The sequence below is a fragment of the Bifidobacterium thermophilum genome (assembly GCF_002846655.1).
Taxonomy (GTDB): Bacteria; Actinomycetota; Actinomycetes; order Actinomycetales; family Bifidobacteriaceae; genus Bifidobacterium; species Bifidobacterium thermophilum.
The window spans coordinates 454,207-474,787 of the sequence record NZ_PCGX01000008.1 but is presented as its reverse complement, the minus strand read 5'-3'; the positions used below and the strand labels follow the sequence as shown (position 1 = coordinate 474,787).

Annotated in this window: 14 protein-coding genes; 4 read left to right on the top strand and 10 right to left on the bottom strand. The window is 60.2% G+C overall.

Annotated features, from left to right (window positions below; genetic code table 11):
* Nucleotide 1: 1 nt before the first annotated feature.
* The 4 genes from gltB to CQR48_RS04580 all read right to left on the bottom strand — a co-directional run bounded on the left by gltB (nt 2) and on the right by CQR48_RS04580 (nt 6,960).
* Nucleotides 2-4,573, bottom strand: coding sequence for a glutamate synthase large subunit (gene gltB, locus CQR48_RS04595; RefSeq protein ID WP_101452136.1), 4,572 nt, complete (start codon nt 4,571-4,573; stop codon nt 2-4).
* A 206-nt stretch (nt 4,574-4,779) separates the two neighbouring features.
* Nucleotides 4,780-5,463, bottom strand: a complete 684-nt coding sequence (locus tag CQR48_RS04590) for a sugar O-acetyltransferase (protein WP_244898939.1) — start codon at nt 5,461-5,463, stop codon at nt 4,780-4,782.
* Between the two features lie 159 nt (nt 5,464-5,622).
* The gene (locus tag CQR48_RS04585) at nt 5,623-6,105 is read right to left on the bottom strand and encodes a flavodoxin (protein WP_101452135.1); all 483 of its coding nucleotides are present in this window, start codon (nt 6,103-6,105) and stop codon (nt 5,623-5,625) included.
* A gap of 99 nt (nt 6,106-6,204) precedes the next feature.
* Entirely contained in the window at nt 6,205-6,960 is a 756-nt protein-coding gene (locus CQR48_RS04580; protein WP_101452134.1) for a carboxymuconolactone decarboxylase family protein, read from the bottom strand.
* Nucleotides 6,961-7,545: 585 nt separating this feature from the next.
* Here CQR48_RS04580 and CQR48_RS04570 point away from each other — a divergent pair.
* Nucleotides 7,546-8,532, top strand: a complete 987-nt coding sequence (locus CQR48_RS04570) for a YdcF family protein (protein WP_244898938.1) — start codon at nt 7,546-7,548, stop codon at nt 8,530-8,532.
* Between the two features lie 83 nt (nt 8,533-8,615).
* Here CQR48_RS04570 and CQR48_RS04565 read toward each other — a convergent pair whose 3' ends face one another.
* Nucleotides 8,616-11,279, bottom strand: a complete 2,664-nt coding sequence (locus tag CQR48_RS04565; RefSeq protein ID WP_244898948.1) for an excinuclease ABC subunit UvrA — start codon at nt 11,277-11,279, stop codon at nt 8,616-8,618.
* A gap of 198 nt (nt 11,280-11,477) precedes the next feature.
* Here CQR48_RS04565 and CQR48_RS04560 point away from each other — a divergent pair, with 198 nt between their 5' ends.
* A complete protein-coding gene (locus CQR48_RS04560) occupies nt 11,478-12,113 on the top strand; it encodes an endonuclease III domain-containing protein (protein WP_101452133.1) in 636 nt (211 codons plus the stop codon).
* An 83-nt stretch (nt 12,114-12,196) separates the two neighbouring features.
* Here the strand turns inward: CQR48_RS04560 and hemW are convergent, their stop codons facing one another.
* Together hemW and lepA are read right to left on the bottom strand one after the other, a co-directional pair.
* Nucleotides 12,197-13,540, bottom strand: a complete 1,344-nt coding sequence (gene hemW, locus CQR48_RS04555; protein ID WP_101452132.1) for a radical SAM family heme chaperone HemW — start codon at nt 13,538-13,540, stop codon at nt 12,197-12,199.
* A gap of 101 nt (nt 13,541-13,641) precedes the next feature.
* Nucleotides 13,642-15,522, bottom strand: coding sequence for a translation elongation factor 4 (lepA, locus tag CQR48_RS04550; RefSeq protein ID WP_026650500.1), 1,881 nt, complete (start codon nt 15,520-15,522; stop codon nt 13,642-13,644).
* A gap of 230 nt (nt 15,523-15,752) precedes the next feature.
* On the opposite strand from lepA, the gene rpsT reads away from it, so the two are divergent.
* Nucleotides 15,753-16,013: a 30S ribosomal protein S20 gene (gene rpsT, locus CQR48_RS04545; protein ID WP_015450517.1), complete on the top strand. Its 261-nt coding sequence runs from the start codon at nt 15,753-15,755 to the stop codon at nt 16,011-16,013.
* A gap of 218 nt (nt 16,014-16,231) precedes the next feature.
* Here rpsT and CQR48_RS04540 read toward each other — a convergent pair whose 3' ends face one another.
* The 3 genes from CQR48_RS04540 to CQR48_RS04530 form a co-directional block, all read right to left on the bottom strand.
* Nucleotides 16,232-16,969, bottom strand: a complete 738-nt coding sequence (locus CQR48_RS04540; protein WP_044098469.1) for a trimeric intracellular cation channel family protein — start codon at nt 16,967-16,969, stop codon at nt 16,232-16,234.
* A gap of 169 nt (nt 16,970-17,138) precedes the next feature.
* On the bottom strand, nt 17,139-18,266 hold the full coding sequence (locus CQR48_RS04535; protein WP_033505550.1) for a branched-chain amino acid aminotransferase: 1,128 nt from the start codon (nt 18,264-18,266) through the stop codon (nt 17,139-17,141).
* Nucleotides 18,267-18,489: 223 nt separating this feature from the next.
* The gene (locus CQR48_RS04530) at nt 18,490-19,134 is read right to left on the bottom strand and encodes a 50S ribosomal protein L25/general stress protein Ctc (RefSeq protein ID WP_033505547.1); all 645 of its coding nucleotides are present in this window, start codon (nt 19,132-19,134) and stop codon (nt 18,490-18,492) included.
* Nucleotides 19,135-19,455: 321 nt separating this feature from the next.
* Between CQR48_RS04530 and CQR48_RS04525 the strand changes: the two genes are divergently transcribed.
* The gene (locus CQR48_RS04525) at nt 19,456-20,472 is read left to right on the top strand and encodes an alpha/beta hydrolase (protein WP_101452131.1); all 1,017 of its coding nucleotides are present in this window, start codon (nt 19,456-19,458) and stop codon (nt 20,470-20,472) included.
* Nucleotides 20,473-20,581: the final 109 nt, after the last annotated feature.

Genomic DNA, 20,581 nt, shown 5'->3' with positions numbered 1-20,581 from the left:
GTCAGTGTGCTCCTTCCATGACCTGCTCGTACACGTGCTCCCACGCACCGGGGGCGTTGAAGTCGACGTGGTTCTTTTCGGCTTGTTCCATCGCCTTGGTCATGGCGACGTAGTGCTTGGGCGTCACATGTGTGATGCGTGTGCGGGTGTGCTCCCAGTCGTCCAGCAGGCTCTGGGCGAACGCAGATCCGGTTTCCTCGGCATGCCGCTTGACCAAGCTGTGGACGAGCTCCTCGTCGGCGCCTTCCAACGATTCGAACAGCAATGCGCCGTTCTTGCGTGCATCCGGGTTGATCTGGTCCATGTCGAGATCGAGCACGTATGCGTTGCCGCCGGAGAAGCCGGCGCCAAAGTTGCGGCCCGTGGAACCGAGCACCACGACGACACCGCCGGTCATATACTCGCAGCCATGGTCGCCGACGCCTTCGACCACGAAGGTGGCACCGCCGTTACGCACGGCGAATCGTTCGCCTGCACGTCCGGCAACAAACATCTCGCCTGAGGTCGCGCCGAAACCGGTCACATTTCCGGCAATCACGTTGGTGTGCGGATTGAAGGTGATGTCATGCTCCGGACGGATGATCATGCGACCGCCGGACAGGCCCTTGCCCGCATAATCATTGACCTCACCGTAGACGCGGATAGTCTCGCCGCGGGGGATAAACGCGCCGATGGACTGGCCGCCCGAACCGTGGAAGGTCATGTCGATGGTGTCGTCGGGCAAGCCTTCGGCACCATAACGGCGGGTGATTTCGTAGCCGACCATGGTGCCGAGCGTACGGTTCACGTTGCGGATGGGCATATCAATACGAACAGGTTCCTTGTGTTCAAGGGCAGGTTGCGCAAGCTCGATGAGCTTGTTGTCTAGCGCCTTGTCCAATTCGTGGTTCTGCTCGATGGTCTGATGAAGGATCGTTCCGGGAACAGGGCCGGGCTGCATGAGCACATTGCTCAGATCTATGCCGTCGGACTTCCAGCGCGCGACTGCTTCGTTCTGATCCAGGCACTCGACATGGCCGACGGCCTCTTCAAGCGTCCGGAAACCGAGCTGTGCCAGGATTTCGCGGACCTCCTGAGCGATGTACATGAAGAAGTTGATCACGTATTCAGGCTTGCCGCGGAAGCGCGCGCGCAATTCCGGATCCTGGGTCGCGATGCCTTGCGGGCAGGTGTTCTTCTGGCATGCTCGCATCATCACGCAGCCTTCGGTGATGAGGGCGGCTGTTGCGAAGCCGAATTCCTCGGCTCCAAGCAGCGCTGCGATCACCACATCACGGCCGGTCTTGAGCTCACCGTCGCACTGGACGACGATGCGGGAGCGCAAACCGTTGAGTACCAGCGTTTGCTGGGTTTCAGCCAGACCGATCTCCCACGGCGTACCGGCGTGCTTGATGGCGTTGAGCGGAGCCGCGCCCGTGCCGCCGTCGCTGCCGGAGATGAGTACTACATCGGCATGGCACTTGGCCACACCAGCGGCGATGGTGCCGACGCCGAATTCGGAGACGAGCTTGACATGGATACGCGCCTTCGGATTCGCCATCTTTGCATCGTTGATCAGCTGCTTAAGATCCTCGATGGAATAGATGTCGTGGTGCGGCGGCGGGGAGATCAGCTCGACACCAGGTGTCGCATGACGGACCTTCGCAATCCACGGCGGCACCTTGGCACCAGGCAGATGGCCGCCCTCGCCCGGCTTGGCACCTTGCGCGAGCTTGATCTGCAGATCGGTGGCGTGCACCAGATAATCGCTGGTCACGCCGAAGCGCGCGGAAGCGATCTGCTTGATGCGGCTGTACCGGAGCGGATCGTTGATACGGTCGTCGGATTCGCCACCCTCACCGGAGTTCGACCTCGCCCCAATGGTGTTCATCGCGATGGCAAGCGTCTCATGCGCCTCCTGCGAGATGGAGCCGTAGCTCATTGCGCCTGTGGAGAAGCGTTTGACAATTTCGCTTGCGGGTTCGACCTCGGAGATGTCAATCGGTTTGCGGGTCTGCTTGAACTTCATGAGTCCGCGCAGGGTCATGAGACGGTTCGAAGTGTCGTTGATATGCGCGGAGTACTTCTTGAACAGGTTGTAATCACCACGCTGGGTGGACTGCTGAAGCAGGAAGATCGCCTCGGGGTCGTTGAGGTGGTCCTCACCGGTGCGACGCCACTTGTAATCGCCGCCGGTGCGCAGATTGCGGTGGGGACGGCTCGTCCACTGGTTCGGGTACGCCACACGGTGCCTGATCGCCACTTCTTCGGCGATTTCGTCAAGTCCCGCTCCCCCGACACGCGAAGTGGTGCCGGTGAAGTATTCGTCGATGACTTCCTTGTTCAGGCCGACGGCTTCGAACAGCTGCGCGCCTCGGTAGCTCATAATCGTGGAGACACCCATCTTGCTCATGATCTTGAGCACGCCGGTGGACAGCGCATGCATGAGGTTCTTGACGGCCGTCTGGGCATCGACCTTGAGATAGCCGTTGCGTGCCAGCTCCTCGACCGATTCGAAGGCGAGGTATGGATTCACGCATGCGGCGCCGTAAGCGATAAGCAGCGCGACATGGTGGATTTCACGAACGTCGCCGGCTTCCACGGCAAGCGAGACCTGGGTGCGCGTGTGCTTGCGTAGCAAGTGGTGTTGCACGGCGCTCGTCAGCAGAAGAGACGGGATAGGACCCCACGTGTGGTCGGATTCGCGGTCGGACAGCACGATGAAGTTCTTGCCCTGCTCGATGGCGTCATCGACTTCCTGGAAGATTTCGTCGAGACGCTCCTTCAACGCCTTGCCACCGCCTGCAACCTGATACAGGCCACGGACGACGAAGGGCTTGTAGAACCCGCCGAGGATTTTGGCTTTGTCAAGGCGCTTAAGCTGGGCCATCTGGTCCGAATCGATGACCGGCAGCGGGATGAGAATCTTCTTGGCATGCAGTTCGGTGTCCTGCAGAAGATTCGCTTCAGGGCCAATCGCCGATTCGAGGCTGGTGACGATACGCTCGCGCTCCCAATCCAGCGGAGGATTGGTAACCTGGGCGAATTTCTGGGTGAAGTAGTCGAACAGCATGCGGCTGCGCTTGGACAGGACAGCCGGCGGCGTGTCCGAGCCCATGGATCCGAGTGGTTCCTTGCCGGTGTTCGCCATAGGGGCGAGCAGCAGCTTCAAATCCTCTTCGGTGTAGCCAAAGGCGCGTTGACGACGCTGAACGGACTGGCCGAAGTGGCTGACGTGCTCGCGTACCGGCAACTGGCTCATCTCGACGGAGTTGCCTTCGATCCATTTACGGTACGGATGCTGCGAGGCAAGCTCATGTTTGATTTCGTCATCAGGGATGATGCGGCCTGCCTTGGTGTCGACGAGGAACATCTTTCCAGGCTCGAGACGACCCTTGGCCACGATATGGTCCTGGCTGATTTCCGGGAGCACACCAGCCTCGGATGCAAGAACCAGATAGCCGTCGTCGGTGACCTGCCAGCGGCCGGGGCGGAATCCGTTGCGATCGAGCTGGGCTCCGACTAGTGTGCCGTCCGTGAAGACGATATCCGCCGGGCCATCCCAAGGCTCAATCAGTGTGTTGTTGTACTCGTAGAACGCCTTGACGTCGGGGTCGAGCGTGTCGTCGTTCTCCCAAGCCGGCGGGAGCATCATGAGCAGAGCGTGCGGGAGGCTGCGTCCGGCGAGATGCAGCAGTTCCAAGCACTCGTCGAAGGTGCCTGAATCCGAATATCCGGAGGTCGCGATCGGAAGCAACGGCTTGAATTCGCCGAGCAGCTCGGAGCTCAGCCTGCCTTCGCGGGCGGACAGCCAGTTACGGTTGCCCTGGATGGTGTTGATTTCGCCGTTGTGCGCAATCAGACGGAACGGCTGGGCCAGCGGCCAGCTCGGGAAGGTGTTCGTCGAGAAGCGTGAATGCACAATCGCGATAGTCGTCTTCATGCGCTCGTCAAGCAGATCTGGGAAGAACCCGGTCAGCTGCATGGTGGTGAGCATGCCCTTGTAGGTGATGGTGCGGGCGGACAGGGATGCGAAATAGATGCCGACCTCATGCTCGACGCGCTTGCGGATGCGGAAGGTCTTGCGGTCAAGGTCGATTCCTGAAAGCTTGTTCTCCGGGTCGGCTACCACCAGCGTCTTGAACGAAGGCATCGATGCCAAAGCCTGCAATCCCAGACCGTCCGGGTTCGTCGGGACGACGCGCCACGTAAGTACTTCGAGGCCTTCTTCGTTGACGATCTTGGCGATGGCTTGCTCCTGCTGGCCGGATGTCGCGATATCACGATCCAGGAACGCGATACCCGCGGCATAATGCCCGGCTTCGGGCAGCTCCACGCCGACGGTCGCGCGCATGAACTCGTCAGGCATGGCCATGAGGATGCCGGCACCGTCACCGGTGTTCTCCTCGGCACCGACCGCACCGCGATGATTGAGGTTCACCAACACTTCGATGGCGTCATCGACGATCTTGCGTTCGGGACGCTTGTTCAACGTGGTGACCATGCCGACACCGCAGGCATCATGTTCTTGGGAAGGGTCATACATGCCTTCCGGGCGATGAACCGTCAAATCTAGCGGAGCTTTGAACGTCACCGAAACCACCTCTCTTTAGGCAGGACAATGCCTGCGACCCAATACACTGCCCTCACAGGTTACAGCGCAGACAGGTCAAATATCGTTGTTTGTCCATATACCGGCGACCTCAAAAAGTCAAGCCCCACATTCAGATCGGCACGGAATCCTTGTGATGCAGCCACATATCCGAGGCGTGAATCGCCGATGCGCCAGATCAGTCAGTATTAGTAATCGGTGACGTCGAACCGGCGATCCTTGAAGTAGTAATCGCGGTCGGCGTCGGTGATCTCGCGAATGACACGGCACGGGCTGCCTACGGCGATCACGTTTGAAGGGATGTCCTTGGTCACGACGCTGCCCGCGCCGATGACAACGTTGTCGCCGATCGTCACGCCGGGCAGGACGATCGTATTGCCTCCAAGCCATACGTTATCGCCGATGGTGATCGGGATCCCGTACTCATAGCCGGAGTTGCGGCTGTCCGGGTGGACGGGATGCCCGGCGGTGTAGATGGACACATTCGGCGCGCACATGACGTTCGAGCCGATCGTCACGTTCCCGACATCGAGGATCGTGAGATTGAAGTTGGCGTAGAAATCCTCTCCAACGGTGATATTTGACCCATAATCGCAATGGAATGGCGGTTCAACCCAGACCCGCTCCCCTGTGCCGCCGAAGAGGTCTTTGATTACCCGAGGCACGCCGTCTTCACGAAGATCCGGTGCCATGGTGTTCAGCACATACAATTTGCGCCGGCATTCGAGACGGGCTTCAGGCAGTCCGTCCAACCATGCCTTGTATGGCAGTCCCGCCAGCATCCGTTCGTGTTGATTCATCGTATTCTCGACCATGGTTCGCTCCGCTTCCGCCGCCTGATAAGGCGGGTCTGTGTATTCCAGCGATGCCATACTACCCAAGGCGATGGGTCATCGGACACGTGCGCGGACATCATGGAGTGTCGCGGGTTGGCATCAAACGCACTTGAGCCAACTGTGCGATATGCCGCCACGATACACCTATGGCATATGGCTGCCATGCGTCCATATTATGGGCGGCTGATTGTCTGGCTACAACGCCAAGGAATCGACCCAGGATTTGACTGTGGAAGCTGACACGGAGGACGGGAAGCGTTTGCCGACCATCCACTGGGCGTGCTTCGCCATGTCTTTGACATCGGATTCATTGCCGAACGAGGAGCTTGCCGAGGTGACGAACGCCGCCAGCTTCTTGCCGGTGAAATCGTTGGATGTGAGGAAATCATCGATCGGCCATGCAGCGACGCCCCACCATACCGGGGCTCCTACGAACACCACATCGTAAGAATCCCAGTCTGGCACGGATGTGTCCGCAAGCTTCACCGACTGGCGTGCAGCGGGGTCGTTCGCCTCACGGTTGACGCGGCTTTCGGGATTGCGCCAATCAAGGTCCGCCGATGTGTATGGTTGCGCCGCCTTGAGTTCATACAGCGTGGCTCCAGTCGCCTCTGCAATGGTCTGTGCCACACGGCGTGTGCAACCGCTTTCAGTGAAATACACCACCAAAGTCTTCATAGGTTCCTCGATTCTTGAATCACCTGAGTCATGTGACTCGTTTGTGTTGTTGGTCTGAACCGTTCAATCCCGGTCGCAAACTGTCGACAGAACCGCCCGTCATGCCACGAGTGCGTCGTATTCGACGTCGGTGACGGGCTCAAGCCATTCGTTGCTCATGCCTTCGCCGGGCAGCATGAACGCCAGATGGGAGAACCAGCTGTTCTTCGCTGCACCATGCCAATGCTTCACTCCGGCCGGCACCTCCACAACGTCGCCTGGAAGCATACGCTTCGCAGGTTGGCCTTCCAACTGGCACCACCCTTCACCATCGACGCAGATGAGGATCTGCCCGCCGCCACGCGCGGCATGGTGAATGTGCCAGTTGTTGCGGCATCCAGGTTCGAATGTCACGTTGTGGATGACGAGTGGATCGTCAGGTGCGCTCACCTGCTTGAGGTAGGAACGTCCGGTGAAGTATTGCGCGTAGCCGTCGTTCGGTTCGCCCATGCCGAAGAATCCGCCGTGTTCCTCCTGCTTTGCCGTGTCACGCACGGCATCGGAGGCATACACTTCCTTTGCCATCGGGAATGCTGCCCATGCGTTCGGCCAGCCTGCGTAGAAAGCGATATGCGTAAGAATCGATGCCATTTCGTCGCGGGTCACGCCGTTGGTGCGGGCGGTCTGAAGATGGTATGTGAGCGAGGAATCAGTGATGCCTTTGCCGATGAGGGTGCTGATCGTGATGATACTGCGCGTCTTAGGCGAGAGCGTGGGGTCATTCCACACTTCGCCGAAGAGCACATCGTCGTTGTAATGGGCGAACTTCGGCGAGAAATCGCCCAACTGATCGTGTCCTGCTGTTTGCTTGATCATTGTCATCCCCTTGGTAATAGGGCCGAATGCTTACCCTTCGGCCTGTGTGGATTGAGTTGTGTTTGCATCGGGTTGTTACAAATGCGCCTGTGGGTTTGTTTGGACACCGCGTGCGAGGTATTCCGCGGCGAGTTTGGTCGTCACCCCGTTGTTGAGATTGGCCTCTGGATCAATGCTGAATCCGTCATGATGTGGTCTCCTTCTATATCGTCATGCAGTCCGCAGCGCAGCGTTCCATGCGGCGCATCTCCTCTCGGTTGGCATCCAGCCGTGTTTGCTTTCGATAACTTCACCGTAGGACTTCAAGTGCACTTGAAGTCAAAGCGCGACACGCAGAGGATGAGAGAAGGAGGCGGAAAAGGGAAAGCGGGGAGAAAGAGAGGAGATACGGGAAAGGAGATGACAAGAGATAACGAAAAGGAATGAAATACAATGGAAAGCGAAGAAAAAGGGAAAGCTCGCCAACAATCGATACACATGGTGGCATGAGCTGCATCACCGCTGACGCTACGCATAGAACGCGACCCGCGGCACGCAAGACTGCCCAAGGGCAATCCGCCACAGACAACCGCTGAAGGACGATCCATGATGAATGAACTCCAGTCCGGGGACCCGCAAGACAACCGACACGATCCTCATTCAACAGGTGGCGCTACCGAAGCTGACACCGACACCACCAGCACCACCACCGCAACCGGCGCCTCAACCGATGCCAAAACCACAACCACCGAATCCGCCAATGACACCGCCGCGACCGCCACCAACCCAGCCGCTTCGCACATTCACTTCCCTCTGCGTCAGGTGGCGACGGCGATTGTGAGCATCGGCGCGCTCGCCAGCCTGTGGTACGCCCGTGCGGTCTACAACACGCACACCGGCACGTCATTCTGGCTGTTCTGGGTGGCTATTGCGCTCGCCCTCGGCGTGTGGGCTGCGGCGATCTGGTTCCATTGGTGGCGAGCGCTGCCCAATGCGGTGCGCATTCCCATCGGCATCGTGCTATGCGTCGCACTGTGCGGTTTTGGCGTGTCGCAAGCCGCCATTGCTTCTCATATGCGCGACGAAGGCGACCGGAACCTTGATTACATCATCGTGCTGGGCGCTCAGGTCCACCAAGGCTCCCCCAGCCTCGTGCTACGCTATCGCCTTGACAGGGCCGCCGAATACTTGCGTGCAAACCCTGACACGACGTGCATCGTCTCGGGCGGGCAGGGGCCCAATGAACCGTATGCGGAGGCGCGGGGAATGGCGGATTATCTTGAGCATGACGCCGGCATCGATGCGTCGCGCATCATCGAGGAGCCCGATTCCACCACGACTGTGGAGAACCTGCACAACAGCCGCATGATCATCGACCGCGCCAGCAACACAGGCAGCGCCGGAAGCGCCGCGTCCGAACCATCCATCGGCATCGTCACCAACGATTTCCACGTATTCCGCTCCCTGCACATCGCCCATGACCAGGGGTACACGGATGTGCACGGCATCGCGGCGGGCTCCCCGCGCGACATGCTTCTGAACAACATGGTGCGCGAGTCCTTCGCGGAAGCCAAATATCTGATCAAGCGCTGACCGGCCGGCCCGCCGTCTTCACCCGCCTCGCCGGCATCACCCGCCACCAGCCGCCAGTTTTGCCTTGCCAGCCGTGCCCCGCCTCAGAGGAACCTGCCGGTGAGGCTGTCGGGATTGCGACGGATATCGTCCGGTGTGCCTTGGGCCACGATACGCCCGCCTTGCACACCTCCGAGCGGACCCATGTCGATGATCCAGTCGGCGTTGCGCATCACATCGAGGTCATGTTCGATGACGATGACGGTGGCACCGTGGTCAATGAGCGTCTGAAACACGTCCAGCAGCGTGAGCACATCCTTGGGATGCAGACCGATCGTCGGCTCGTCGAACACGAACAGCGAATCGTCCTGGGCGCGCCCCATCTCGCTGGCGAGCTTGAGACGCTGCGCCTCGCCGCCGGAGAGTCCGGGCGTCTGCTCCCCGATCGTGAGATAGCCCAGCCCCAGGTCATGCAGCGTCTGCAGACGTTGGCGCAGCAGCCTGAGACCCCTGCCGGAATCGAACGCTTCGAGCGCTTCATCCACGCTCATGCGCATGAGTTGCGGCAGGCTGTATTCAACCGCGCCGTCCTTGGCTGCGCCGCCGAACGGGCGTCGTATCGCATCGGCCTGCTTGCCGTAGCGCGACCCATGGCAATCGGGGCAATCCACCTGCACATCGGGCAGGAACTGCACATCGAGCGAAATCTGGCCAGTGCCGTCACATGTGGGGCACCGCAGCCTTCCGGTGTTGTATGAGAAGTCCCCTGCCTTGAATCCCAACCGTTTCGCGTCATCCGTACGCGCGAACGCCTTGCGCAGCTCGTCGTGGATGCCCGCGTAGGTGGCGACGGTGGAACGCACGTTGATGCCGATCGGCGTGGCATCGATGAGCTTGGCATGCTTGATTCCCGGCGCCGAAAGGCTCTGCACATGCGCAGGCAACGCAACATCAGTCGAATCAGCAGAATCAGTTGAACCAGCCGAATCCGCGGCCGCCTGAAGCGCCGGCACCAGGCTTTCGAGCACCATCGTCGTCTTGCCGGATCCTGACACGCCGGTCACTACGGTGAGCCTACCCTTGGGTATGCGCACATCCAACGGATGCACGGTGTGGATGGCGCGGGTGCGCATGGCTATCGTGCCCAAGTCGAACACCTCGCCCTCCGGCACCACGGGGCGTACGCGTTCCGCCGCCACGTCTGCACCGCCAGCCGCTGCACGCTCCCCGTCTCTGAATCCGACTTGCCGCGCGAGGAACGGGCCGATCACCGACCGGGCATCTCCCGCCAGGTCTTGCACCGTGCCCTGCGCGATCACCCTGCCGCCGTCTGCACCGGCGCCCGGCCCCATCTCGACGATCCAATCGGCATGCCCCAGCACCTGCGTGTCATGGTCCACCAGCACTACGGAATTGCCGTCGGCAACCAGATCGTCCATCACACCCACCAATCCCTGCAGATTGTAGGGATGCAAGCCGATGGACGGCTCGTCCAGCACGTACAGCACCCCGGTCGTGCGGTTGCGCACGGCGCGGGCGAGTTGCACGCGCTGGCGTTCGCCGGTCGACAACGTGGAACCGGCGCGGTCGAGCGACAGGTAGCCCAGACCCAGGTCCATCAAGCGGCGCGCCGTGTCGAGGAACGAATCGCCGATGTTCTTTGCCATCGGGCGCATCTTGGCGGGCAGCGAATCCGGCACGCCCTTGACCCACTCGATGGCATCGCTGAGCGTCATCGCGGTTGCTTCGTCCAGCCCGATGCCACGTAGTCTCGGCGCCCGTGCCGCCTCGCTCAGACGCGTGCCCTGACAATCGGGGCATGTGCCGTCCTTTAAATACTTGGCGACACGTTTCATGCCACGCTCGTCCTTGACTTTGGACAGCGCGTTCTTGACGGTGTTGACGGCGCTGTAATAGGTGAAGTCAAGCTCGCCGTCCTGCTGCGCGTTCTTGCTGACGTAATGGATGTGCTTCTTGACCATGGGCCCGTGGTAGACGATGTCTTTCTCACGGTCGGTCAGGTCGCGGAACGGCACGTCGGTGCGCACGCCCATCTCACGGCACACGTCCGTCATGAGCGACCAGATGAGGCTGCCCCACACGACGACGGCGCCTTCGTCAATGGTCTTCGACTGGTCGGGCACGAGGGTGGATTCATCGACGATGTGCGCGATGCCGGTGCCTTGGCAGGTCGGGCAGGCGCCGCGACTGTTGAAGGCGAGATCCTCTGCCCCAGGCGCCTCGACCTGAGCCCCGCATTCGGGGCAGACGATCGGCTGCATGGCGGCTACGGCGAGGGTGGGCTCGACGTAATGCCCGTTGGGGCACCGGTGGCTCGCCAGGCGCGAAAACATGAGGCGCAGGCTGTTGAGCAGCTCGCTCATCGTGCCGAAGGTGCTGCGGATGCCGGGCACGCCGGGACGCTGGTGCAATGCGAGCGCGGCGGGCACGTAGCGCACGTCGTCCACGTCCGCCCGTTCTGCCAGCGTCATACGCCGGCGCGTGTAGGTGGAAAGGGATTCGAGGTAGCGGCGTGAACCTTCCGCGTACAGCACGCCGAGCGCGAGCGACGATTTACCGGATCCGGAGACGCCGGCGATGCCCACGATTGTGCCGAGCGGCACGTCCACGTCGATGTTTCGCAGGTTGTGGACGCGCGCCCCGCGCACTTCGATGGCGGCGGGCTTTTGGGATGGCGTGCGGGCTGACGCTTGGGCGTTCGCTGAGTGTGCGGGGAACGACTTGTGGTTATCCGACGATGACGGCATCTGGTGTTTGTTCACGGTTACCTCCAAGACATTCACAGCTGTCTCCAAGATTGGTGGTTCTATCCTTGCACGGCATCGTGACCGTTCGGAATGATTCAGCGATATGCTCAGCGATATGCTGAACACCGTGAACACAATGCGGGCGGAATGCACTACTACGGGCGGCGATCGTGATGACGCGATGAGACGGGACGGAACATGGAACGGTTGACGGCACAGCAGGTCTACGACAACCTGGTGAAAGGCTACGGCACGCCGCGATGGTGGCCGGGCACGCCATACGAAATCATGGTCAGCGCCATCCTCGTACAGAACACGGCGTGGACGCAGGTGGAGAAGGTGTTCGCCGCATGGGGTGAACCCGAGCCCGCAAAAGTGCTGGCGATGCCTGTCGAGCAGCTGCAGGAGACGATTCGCCCGTGCGGTTTCATGAAGGCGAAGGCGGCGACGATCCGTGGCGTCACCGAATGGTATCGCGGGTATGGCTTCGACATCGAACAGGCGCGAACAGCAGACCAGCATCGGCTGCGGCGCGAACTGCTGGGTTTGAAGGGTATCGGTGCGGAAACCGCGGACGCGATGCTCGTGTTCGCGCTGCACAAGCCGTCGTTCGTCATCGACGCCTACACGCGCCGCTTCCTTGACCGCATGGGGTACGGGTTCGGCGATGACCGGCAAATCCGCCGCTTCTTCGAATCCGGCCTGACCGCCGATTACCGGGTCTACGGGTGGTACCACTGGCTGCTGCTCGAACATGGCAAGAACCATTGCCGCAAGCAGCCGGTGTGCGAAGGCTGCGTGTTCAGCGAGGTATGCCCTGGACGGGCTCTCTGAGCATGCCATCGGCGAAGCCTGAATGGCGTCTCGATTTCCGTGTCACCGGGCGGTATACGGCAGTTGCGCCTTCTATCGGCGCGTCACAGGTAATCGAACAGATGTTCTATGATGAGGTCGTTCAACAACCGGCCGCGTAGCGTGGGCACGGCGATGCACCCTTGACCGGCACGCGAACCGGGCGCCAATGTGACCAGCCCTTCGGATTGCAAAGAGACCCACGCTTCATCGGGAATGATGCCCGCGAAACGCGACGTGTCGAAGCCTTCTCGCAAGCGCAACCCCAGCATGAGCGTCTCCTCGCGGTCTTCCTGGGCCGTGATGCCTTCGCAGCCACCCCATGGCACGGTGCCGGCGTTGATCGCATGCGCCCAAGCGCGTGGATGGGCAATGTCCCAAGCGCGCAAGCCGACGGCACCGGCTGCCACTGATATGCTTGAGGTGTCGGGGGCAGCCGCCGCGGTCTTGCGGAATCCGGCGTCATCATGACGCGCAACCGCATCATCTGCACCACAATCCTTTGACTTGGGATTGTCGCCAGCCCCGCTTTCCAGGCTGCTGCTCGCCACCCCGGCAGCTTCCCCGTCTAATCGGTAATGCGAATGTGCGCCGGGGCCTATACCCGCCCAATCGACGTTACGCCAATACCCCAAGTTGTGACGCGACTCGTAGCCCGGCCTCGCCCAGTTGCTGATCTCATACCAGTGCAACCCGGCGTCGGCGAAAGCCTCATCGGCGATTTCGTATTTCGCCGCCTCATCATCATCACTGGGTTGGGGAAGATCGCCGGTGGCGATCATCCTGCCCATCTTGGTGTGCGGGGCGATGGTCAGCGCATATGCGGAAACATGATTCGCACCAAGATCTATCGCCGTGCGCACGGATGTGCGCCAATCCTCCAAGCTCTCCCCCGGTGCCCCATAAATCAGATCCACACTGGAACGAAGCCCGCATGCATCGGCCGCCCGCAAACCAGCCTCCACATTCGCTGGGGTATGCCGTCGGTCAAGGGTAGCGAGCACATGAGGCACGGCGGACTGCATGCCGAACGAAATCCTCGTGAACCCGCCGTCGGCCAGCCGTTTGATATAGTCGGCGTCGACAGTGTCCGGATTCGCCTCGGTCGTGATTTCCGCGTCAGGCTCAATCCCCCAGATGCGACGCACCGCGTCGAGCATGGCGACCAAGTCAGCGGCGGGAAGAATCGTGGGCGTGCCGCCGCCGAAAAACACCGTAGCCGTCTTCTGCTCACGGATGTCATGCGCCGCCTGCCACGCACGCACCAGCTCCATCTCGCGAACCGCCATCCGCGCGTAATTGCCGCGAGACGCCCCCTCGCCCAAATCACGAGCCGTATAGGTGTTGAAATCGCAGTACCCGCAGCGCCTCATACAAAAAGGCACGTGGATGTACACCTCGAACGTCATGCCATACCACAATCCACATCATGCCGTCGATCGATTCGTCTCATACGGCGAATCAGACGGCGCTCCCCCAGGCCCGCCGTGTCTGCGGGCCTGCCGTCTACTCAGTTATCCGCCTTCTGCGCAGCGCGGATCTTGTCTTTCGTATCGCGGTCATTGCCAGCCTCACCGGTGGAAAGCGCCGCGATGAACGCCTCCTGCGGCACCTCGACATGGCCGAGCATCTTCATGCGCTTCTTGCCGGCCTTCTGCTTCTCAAGCAGCTTGCGTTTACGCGTGATATCGCCGCCATAGCATTTGGCGAGCACATCCTTACGCAGGGCGCGGATATTCTCGCGTGCAATAATCCTAGAGCCGATAGCCGCCTGGATCGGGATTTCGAACTGTTGCCGAGGTATGAGCTCGCGCAGTTTCTTGGTCATCATTACGCCATAGGAATACGCCTTGTCACGGTGCACGATTGCGCTGAAGGCATCCACCTTCTCACCTTGGATCAGGATATCGACCTTCACCAAATCGGCAGCCTGCTCGCCATCCTCGTGATAATCGAGCGAAGCGTACCCTTTGGTCCGACTCTTGAGCTGGTCGAAGAAATCGAACACAATCTCCGCGAGCGGAATACGATAATGCATCTCGACACGCTCAGGACTCAGATATTCCATATCGCCCATTTCGCCGCGATGCTCTTGGCACAAGTCCATCACCGACCCGATGAACTCCTTCGGCGTGATGATATCTGCGGCAACCATCGGCTCGACGATCTTCTTGATCTTGCCTTCGGGGAATTCGCTCGGATTAGTGACATGATGCACGGTGCCGTCCTCCGCCGTGACCTCGTACGGTACGCTCGGCGCGGTGGAGATCAGGTCGAGCCCGAATTCACGTTCCAAGCGCTCGCAGACGATTTCCATATGCAGCAGGCCGAGGAACCCGCAACGGAAGCCGAATCCCAAGGCGACCGAGGTCTCGGGCTCATAAACGAGCGCGGCGTCGTTGAGTTTCAGTTTGTCAAGTGCGTCACGCAATTCCGGGAATTGCGCGTTGTCGATTGGGAACAGGCCGGCGTACACCATCGGCTTGGGGTCCCGGTAGCCTGGCAATGGTTCGCTCGCCGGTTTGAGAGCGGACGTAATTGTGTCGCCGACCTTCGATTGGCTGACGTCCTTGGCTCCGGTGATGACGTATCCGACCTCGCCTGCCCCCAGCGCCTTGGTGGGCGTCATGTCTGGGCTGATGACGCCGATTTCGATGGGGTCGTGTGTCATACCGATGCCCATCATGTGAAGCTTCTCGCGCGATTTCAGCTCGCCGTCCACCATACGGATGTACGTGACGATGCCGCGGTAGGAGTCGTAGACGGAATCGAAGATGAGTGCGCGGGCTGGCGCCTTGGGGTCGCCATGTGGTGCGGGCACGTCCATGACGATGGTGTCGAGCAGATCGGCGACGCCTTCGCCGGTCTTGCCGGACACCCTGAGCACATCCTGGGGCTTGCACCCGATGAGGCCAGCGATTTCCTCGGCGTGTTTGTCGGGTTCCGCGCTGGGCAAGTCAATCTTGTTGAGTACGGGGATGATGGTCAAGTCGTGGTCAATCGCCATATAAAGGTTGGACAAGGTCTGCGCTTCAATGCCCTGCGTGGCATCCACCAGCAGCACCGCGCCCTCACAAGCCGCCAGGGCGCGCGAAACCTCATAGGTGAAATCCACGTGGCCGGGTGTGTCGATCATGCCGAGGGTGTATTCCGTGCCGTCGACGGTCCACGGCACGCGGACGGCCTGCGACTTGATGGTAATGCCGCGTTCCTGCTCGATATCCATACGGTCGAGGAAACGGTCGTGCATTTCACGTTGCGGGACGATGCCGGACAGTTGGAGGATTCGGTCGGCGACGGTGGATTTGCCGTGGTCGATATGCGCGATGATGCAGAAGTTGCGGATCAGCGACTGATCGGTATAGCCGGGTTTGTTCTTCGGTTCAATCACTGAGCGTTCTCCTTTTCCCGTACGTTGTGCGCCGGTTGGTTGTCGGTCGTGGGCGGTTGCCGCCCGTCTCCGCATGTCGGGGACATTCCAATTGTTCTAGTCTACCGGCTCCACACGGCAAAAGATTCCGCCGCGTTGCGCTATCGCGCGTCATTGTCGGCGCGTTATCCCGGTCCCGTGGTATCATAAACGCCTGTATGTCCTTATAGCAACCGTCGTTTGGAGTTACATTGGCAAACATCAAGTCGCAGAAGAAGCGCGTCCTGACTAATGAGAAGGCGCACAAGCGCAACGTGTCGGTGAAGTCCGGCCTGAAGACCGTCGTTCGTCGCACCCGTGAAGCCATCGCCGCTGGCGACAAGGCTCAGGCTGAAGAAGCGTACAAGCTCGCAGCTCAGAAGCTCGACAAGGCTGCCGGCGCAGGCGTGATTCACAAGAACCAGGCCGCGAACCGCAAGTCCGGTCTCGCTCGCGCCATCAACGCACTGTGACCTTCAAGCGCTTGCATCTTGTGAGCGCTGATGAGGTTTCCGAAACACGGATTCCGAACTGAGGGGTGTCCCGCATCGATCGCGGGGCACCCCTCATGTTTTCTTTCTCATCAGCAGCCATCAGGGTATCATCATGCGACTGGAACTATGCAACGGCGATGTCTCCGCATAGAAACTACTTTTTTGTTGCGCGGCTGATATTCGCTGTGTTGAGTCTGTTATTGCTGCTGCGCGTCATCGCCATGATGGTGATACGGGTGACGCATCGCTTCGGGTATGGAGACCGGGTGTTCCCTGGGTACGGCACCCGGAAGCTTGATATCGAACTTCACGGACAAGACACGCATGAGCACGACCAACACGACAATGGCCACATCGAACGCAATCTCACCGCCGTAGGTGATAATCGCATGCATTTCTAGACGATATGACAACACCGTCAACAGGCATCCCACCAACGAGGGGAAGGCATACCAGTGGCGGTCGCGGACGACCATCGGCACTTCATTGAGCAGCGTGTCACGAATCAGTCCGCCGGCCAAAGCAGTGAACATGCCAAGGAATACCGCTGTCATCCCGCTTGTACCGTACATCAGCGCCTTTTGCGTACCGTTGACGGCGAAGAGCCCCAAAGCCAACGCGTCAAGGACCAGCATCAGCCATTTGAGCCGGTCCACCTCTGGATGGATAACGGCGACAATCAGCCCCGCGGCAAGCGTGGTGAGTACCATGCCCTTATCCGAGATGCCGACCGGGGGAAGCGCTCCCAGCACCACATCGCGCACCAATCCCCCGCCCAACGCTGTCAACCATGTCGTCAGCACGATGGCGAATAGGTCGTAATGTTTGCGAACTGCGGCCAGCCCGCCCAGCAGCCCGCAACAGAACACGGCGACATATTCGATACCGAGGAAGAAGCCGTTGCTTTCAAGCGTGACGGTGACGGTCATGGTCATGCCTCCTGGTTGCACGGTGTTGTCGCAGCGGTGGGACACTGGGTGATTCGCGGGTGCTAACAAGCACGGGTTTCTTTCTATATACCGCAACAGGGCGACTCCCCCCGAAGGGAATCGCCCTGTTGCTAGACTGCCGAAGCGGTATGGGTTTCGGCCAATGTGTTTGGTCTCAGCAGACCTTCCACATCCAGTTGTGCGGATCTTCAATCTCGCCAAGCTGAATGCCCAGCAGCTGGTTGCGCAGCTTCATGGTCAGTTCGCCGGAACCGCCGTCGGCGACGGTCACGTCGATGTCGTTGGACTTGAAGCGTCCGATTGGCGTGATAATCGCCGCGGTACCGCATGCGAACACCTCGGTGACTTCGCCGGACTTGATGTCCTCGACCAGCTGATCGAACTTGATCATGCCCTCAACCACATCGTGGCCGTCATCCTGCGCGAGCTGGATGATCGAACGACGGGTCACACCCGGCAGAATGTTGCCGGTGAGCGACGGGGTCTCGAGATGGCCGTCCTTGTGCACGATGAACATGTTCATGCCACCGAGCTCCTCAAGGTAGGTCTTGGTCGCGGCATCCACGAAGCACACCTGCTCGCAACCGTTCTTAATACCCGTATATTCGCCGAGCAACGAGGCGGCATAGTTGCCGCCGCACTTGGCGAAACCGGTGCCGCCGGGGCCGACGCGGAACCACTTGTCTTCGATCCAGATGCTGACCGGCTTCACACCGCCCGGGAAGTACGGGCCGGACGGGGAGGCAATCACGCAATAATCGACTTCCTTCGGAGCACGCACGCCAAGGAACGGCTCGGAGGCGAACATGAACGGACGCATGTACAGAGTGTACTCACGGCGGGTAGGCACCCATTTGGCATCACGACGGACCAGCGCGGCCACGGAGCCGAGGAAATCGTCAATCGGCAGCTCAGGCAGATACAGACGCTTGGCGGAGTTCTGGAAACGCTCGGCGTTCGCATCCGGACGGAACAGCCAGATCGAGCCGTCGGCGTGATGATACGCCTTGAGGCCTTCGAAGCATTCCTGGGCATAGTGCAGCACGGAAGCGCCCGGATCCATCTTGAGCGGGCCGTACGGTTCGATACGGCGATCGGACCAGCCTTCGCCGTCGGTCCACGTCATATGAGCCATGTTGTCAGAGAAAATCTGACCGAAAGCCGGCTTGTCGATCAGCTCCTGACGCTTGGCGTCCGAAGCCGGGTGATCGTTCGGCAGGACGGTGAATTCGTCGGCGAGCTTGTTGAGTTGCGCGGGATCATGATGTGATTGTTCAGTCATAATAACTTCTTCTTGAATCAACCGTTATCACGGTATTGCGTATGTTGCGCTGGTACTTGTGGCACCGGCTCTGAGATTACTCTCGCACAGGTCTGGGACGAATGTGTGAAGAGGTTCACATTATGAAAGAGCCGGAAAATGCGGAACCCCGCCATGAAGGCGGGGTCCTTGGACGGTACCGTCGCGGGCCTAGCATATGAACCGAAAGCCCCGACGGGTTCAATCACTTGTTGTCTGCTGCGGCGTCGTCAGCAGGGGCTGCGGCGTCAGCGGCAGGAGCGGCCGCAGTGGTGTCAGCAGTCTCGGCGGTGGACTCGGTGGCATCCTCAGGCACCTCGACGGTGACCACGGACTCTTCCGGATCGTCGATGTCGAGCTCGGCGCCTTCCGGCAGCTTGACGTCCTTGGCGAACACCTTGGTGCCGTCGGTCATGCCGTCAACGTCAATGACGATACGCTCAGGCAGGTTGGACACATCGGCGCGAACCTTGAGCTCCTGGATGTCGACGAATGCGACGGCAGCGCCCTTCGGGGTGCCTTCGACGAAGACTGGGACCTCGACGTCGATCTTCTCGCCGGCCTTGACCTCGTAGAAATCGACATGCTCGACGATGCGCTTGACAGGGTTGCGCTGCACGTCCTTGACGACTGCGATCTTGGATTCGCCGCCATAGTTGATGGTGAACAGCGCGTTAGTGTGACGCAGCGCCAGGGTGGTCTCCTTCATCGGGAGGGTGACGAACACCGGCTGGTTGCCACCGGCATAGATGGTGGCCGGGATCTTGTTGGCCACACGCAGACGGCGGGCGACGCCCTTGCCGAACTGGTCGCGGACTTCGCCTTCGAGGGTGATGGTATTGGTTGCCATATGGCTCTCCTTCATAGTGATCTTCCGGAGCAAGGATTGTTCCAAGTCCGGTGTTGTTTCGGCGCGCCGACGCGCCGATTCCCGGACACCGAAAGATGCCGTGCCATCAGCCGAGTCGATAACGGAGACGTGCGCCTCCCTCGCCAAAGCGTGGCGAACAAGTCCGCCAAAGCAACTCTTCTTATATACACATGGGTATGGACGTGTTCGGCCACGATGCGACGCGCCATGGATGATTGACCCGCGGTTCGCATATATCGATTCCAGACCGTCACCATCATTAGAATAGAAGACAGTACATCGGCAAGGAACGGAGTGGACATGTCCGCGACTGAGAAGACTCACAAGTCAGCAATCAAGCATATCGGCATCGGTGCCGCTGCCACGTCGGCGGCCATAGGCGCTGGGATGTTCGCGCTTGGCGATGCGGCGTTCCGCACCGCTTGCGATGTGCGTTCGCCTTTGTTCATCAAAAGCAACAAGCGCGCGATTGAAGAGATTGGCGAGCAGCTCAAGCAGCAGGACAATGATGAACAGCGTGACGCGGTTCAGTGGTTCCAGGCGACCCGTCAGTCCCTGACTACTTACAGCGAAGACGGATTGCGTCTGCACGCATGGGTGTTGGATCCCGACAGGCTTGATCCGAAGCCGCATCTGTACGCGATATGCTGCCATGGTTTTTGCGGGGAACCGCAGGAAATGGCGAGATACGCGTTGCGGTACGCGCGTATGGGGTGCACGGTGCTGTTGCCCGCTTTGCGGGCGCATGAGCGCAGTCAAGGCAGATACGTCGGCATGGGGTATCTTGACCGGCGTGATGTGATGCGTTGGATTAATCTTGTGGTCAGAGGCGATCCGGACGCGCAAATCATCCTGCATGGCAACTCGATGGGTGCCGCGGCGGTGATGCTCGCCGCGGGCGAGCCTGATTTTCCTGCGCAGGTGAAGGCGGTGATCGAGGACAGCGGGTATCCAAGCGTCAGCTCCCAGATGCGGTATGTGACCAAGTCGATGCTCAGGTTGCCGCGGATTGTCGGGCTACCCATGCTTGGCGCCATGAGCGTCATCTGCCGTATTCATGCGGGATTTGGGCTGACTGACGGCGACTGCGTGCGTGCAACGTCGCGTATCCACGTGCCGATGCTGTGCGTGCACGGGACAGCCGACCAATTGGTGCCGCATGAATTCATGGACAGGATCGTCAGCGCCTACCGCGGGCGGCATTGTCTCACGCTCAGCGTAACGGGCGCCGGACACACGTTGTCGTCGGTGAAAGACCCGGACACCTACTGGCGTATGGTGCAGTCCATCGTCGAAGAAGGGTTGCGGATAGCCTGACCGTCTGCGGTGTTGAACCAGGCCGCAAAAAAGAAAAGGCGGCGCGTCATGCCCGCCGTTTGAACGGACCTGCCGACGCCGCCAAATCACACACACGAACCGGCTTTTG

What these genes read in the sequence shown, in the direction of transcription:
- CQR48_RS04580 (WP_101452134.1), bottom strand. Translation starts at nt 6,960, where the DNA reads ATGATCAAGCAAACAGCAGGACACGATCAGTTGGGCGATTTCTCGCCG.
- CQR48_RS04585 (WP_101452135.1), bottom strand. Translation starts at nt 6,105, where the DNA reads ATGAAGACTTTGGTGGTGTATTTCACTGAAAGCGGTTGCACACGCCGT.
- hemW (WP_101452132.1), bottom strand. Translation starts at nt 13,540, where the DNA reads ATGACGTTCGAGGTGTACATCCACGTGCCTTTTTGTATGAGGCGCTGC.
- CQR48_RS04535 (WP_033505550.1), bottom strand. Translation starts at nt 18,266, where the DNA reads ATGACTGAACAATCACATCATGATCCCGCGCAACTCAACAAGCTCGCC.
- CQR48_RS04560 (WP_101452133.1), top strand. Translation starts at nt 11,478, where the DNA reads ATGGAACGGTTGACGGCACAGCAGGTCTACGACAACCTGGTGAAAGGC.
- CQR48_RS04590 (WP_244898939.1), bottom strand. Translation starts at nt 5,463, where the DNA reads ATGGCATCGCTGGAATACACAGACCCGCCTTATCAGGCGGCGGAAGCG.
- CQR48_RS04565 (WP_244898948.1), bottom strand. Translation starts at nt 11,279, where the DNA reads ATGCCGTCATCGTCGGATAACCACAAGTCGTTCCCCGCACACTCAGCG.
- CQR48_RS04540 (WP_044098469.1), bottom strand. Translation starts at nt 16,969, where the DNA reads ATGACCATGACCGTCACCGTCACGCTTGAAAGCAACGGCTTCTTCCTC.
- CQR48_RS04570 (WP_244898938.1), top strand. Translation starts at nt 7,546, where the DNA reads ATGATGAATGAACTCCAGTCCGGGGACCCGCAAGACAACCGACACGAT.
- CQR48_RS04530 (WP_033505547.1), bottom strand. Translation starts at nt 19,134, where the DNA reads ATGGCAACCAATACCATCACCCTCGAAGGCGAAGTCCGCGACCAGTTC.
- CQR48_RS04525 (WP_101452131.1), top strand. Translation starts at nt 19,456, where the DNA reads ATGTCCGCGACTGAGAAGACTCACAAGTCAGCAATCAAGCATATCGGC.